Origin of the sequence: Microcystis sp. M53598_WE2, assembly GCF_030067735.1 — a bacterium.
GTDB classification, from domain to species: domain Bacteria; phylum Cyanobacteriota; class Cyanobacteriia; order Cyanobacteriales; family Microcystaceae; genus Microcystis; species Microcystis aeruginosa.
This window is the reverse complement of sequence record NZ_JASJFE010001057.1, coordinates 1-2,378: the sequence shown is the minus strand read 5'-3', so window position 1 is coordinate 2,378 and position 2,378 is coordinate 1. Positions and strand designations below refer to the sequence as shown.

The window sequence follows — 2,378 nt, the reverse complement described above, 5'->3', positions numbered from 1 at the left end:
GCTGAATAATGGTAAAACCCTTTTAAAATAAGGCTTTTGACCTGTTAAAATCCGATGTTAGTGCCAAAAAATCGGATTGGGACCATCAAAAACCTGGCATTATCCTTATTATAGTACATGAGTTGGTACAAAAAAGAGAGGGCAACAAAGCCTGAAACTCCCGACGACCGGCTACTGACGACCGACTCCTGACTCCTAACCCCACCAACAAACTTTTTCAGCAAACCCTAAATAAAGCCTCTTTCAAAAAGACTTAAATTAATCGTGCCGCGGGGGTTTATTGGTCGCAGAACCCGCCGGAACGACCTTGGAGGTGGGGGGGATACCTTTGAGGGAAATGAGCGTATTCATCACCGTTTTTGCCACAGGAGCGGCAACAGTGGAGCCAAAAGTATTGGCACCCTTGGGTTCATCCACCACCACCAAAACCACATAACGGGGCGATTCGATCGGTAAAATCGCGACAAAACTGGTAATTTTGGCGTTAGGTAGATAACCCCCCGTCGGACTAGCTTTTTGTGCGGTTCCCGTTTTGCCTCCGATGCGATAACCGGGGATTTGGGCCGCTACCCCCGTCCCCTTGCTGACGACGGTTTCCATCATTTCCACCACTTGCCGGGCCACGGTGGGAGAAAAGACTTTTTTGCTGGGATAATCGGGCTGCCAGTGCAAACGGCCGCGGTCGTCGGCTAATCCTTTGATCACATGGGGAGTTACCAAGGTGCCACCATTGGCCAGCGCACCGTGCAATTGTACTAATTTTAAAGGAGTCAGGGATAAACCTTGACCAAAGGAAGCGGTGGCCGATTCAATGGCATTATCCAGAAATTCTTGTTCAGGTTTGAGATATCCTGCCACTTCTCCGGGTAAATCTACGCCAACCCTTTGATTTATTTCCAATCCTAATAAACTTTTATAGAAATCAACTCGCCCCATTTTTTGGGCAATTTGCACCATGGCCACGTTACTAGAGGTTTGCAGAACTCTGGCCATATCTAGCGCCCCATAACCCTGTTTAGAGGCATTTTTAATCGTCCAGGGACCGACAGTAATTGCCCCCGGATCATTGACTACCGTATTAGCTTTAATTGCCCCCGCTTCCATGGCCATGGCGACAATAATTGGTTTAAAAGTTGACCCCGGTTCGTACTGATCGGCTACGGTCCAATTTTTAAATAGAGCCACATTGGCTTTATAGTATTCGTTGGGGTTAAAAGTTGGCTCACAAACTAGGGCTAAAAGAGAACCATCAAGGGAGTCCATGACGATGACGGCTCCCCGTTTAGCATTAAATTTTTTTAGCTGTTCTCGTAGGGCCGTCCGCGCCGCTCTTTGTAGTTTTAAATCGAGGGTTACTTCTAACTGTAATTCATCAAATTGAAAGATACCATGGGGAACAAAAGCTGGTAAAATTCGCCCGTCTCCCATGCGTCTTGTATTGACAGAAAAGGGATCTCTTTCTAATAACTGACTGGAACCTCTCTCTAATCCTGCTTGACCACGATGTTCTTTATCTACATAGCCAATCACGTCGGCTGCCACATCGTCTTGGGGATAATAACGAGCGTACTTTTCCTCTAATTCTACACCGTCAAGAGATAATTGTTTTAAGCCCCTAGCCACGGATTCGGTTAATTGATTGGCTAAACGAATTCCTGTTTCTTTTTCTTTAAATTTTTGAATCAGTTGATTAGTGGGAATATTTAATAAAGGAGCTAATTTATCAGCCACTTCTGCCGGCGGAATAGCAAACAGTTTTGGGTGTACATAAAGAGTATAAATCAAGCGATCGGCCGCCAAAACATTACCATTACTATCGACGATCGCCCGTCGGGGAATATAGGGTCTAATACTGGTGGTTTGCTGTTGTCTGGCTCTTTTTTGCAATTCCTGTCCTTGTACTATTTGCAGTTGGTACAATCGCCAAGCTAAACCCACAATACCCATGACTAAAATCAACCACACCGCCACCAATCGCCCGTTACTCAAAGGCAAATTTTTTAAGTTTTTTTGCCGTTTTTTGGCGTTTAAATAGGACTTTCTGTCCTGGAACCTGCCAGAGGGCGATCGAGTTTTTTTACCTCTAAATCTGGGTCTTTTTGTGTCAGTCATGAGCAGTATCTTTCAGTAATCAGTAAGCAGTAAGCAGTAAGCAGTAAGCAGTAATCAGTAAGCAGTAATCAGTAAACAGTGAGCAGTAAACAGTAAACAGTAAACAGTAAACAGTACACTTAAAAACTCACATCTGATAACTGTTAACTTCCCCACTGATAACTGATAACTGATAACTGTTAATAGGCACTTCTGGGTCGAGAATTGACGGTAGATTGGGGTTGAGAAGCGGGGGCAGGTTTCAGGTTAGGGGCAGATTTACGCTG

1 protein-coding gene is annotated in these 2,378 nt (G+C 44.9%); it reads right to left on the bottom strand.

Going from position 1 to position 2,378, the window contains the following annotated elements:
* Window positions 1–258: 258 nt before the first annotated feature.
* On the bottom strand, window positions 259–2,112 hold the full coding sequence (locus PX636_RS21605) for a peptidoglycan D,D-transpeptidase FtsI family protein (RefSeq protein ID WP_288118810.1): 1,854 nt from the start codon (window positions 2,110–2,112) through the stop codon (window positions 259–261).
* Window positions 2,113–2,378 lie beyond the last annotated feature (266 nt).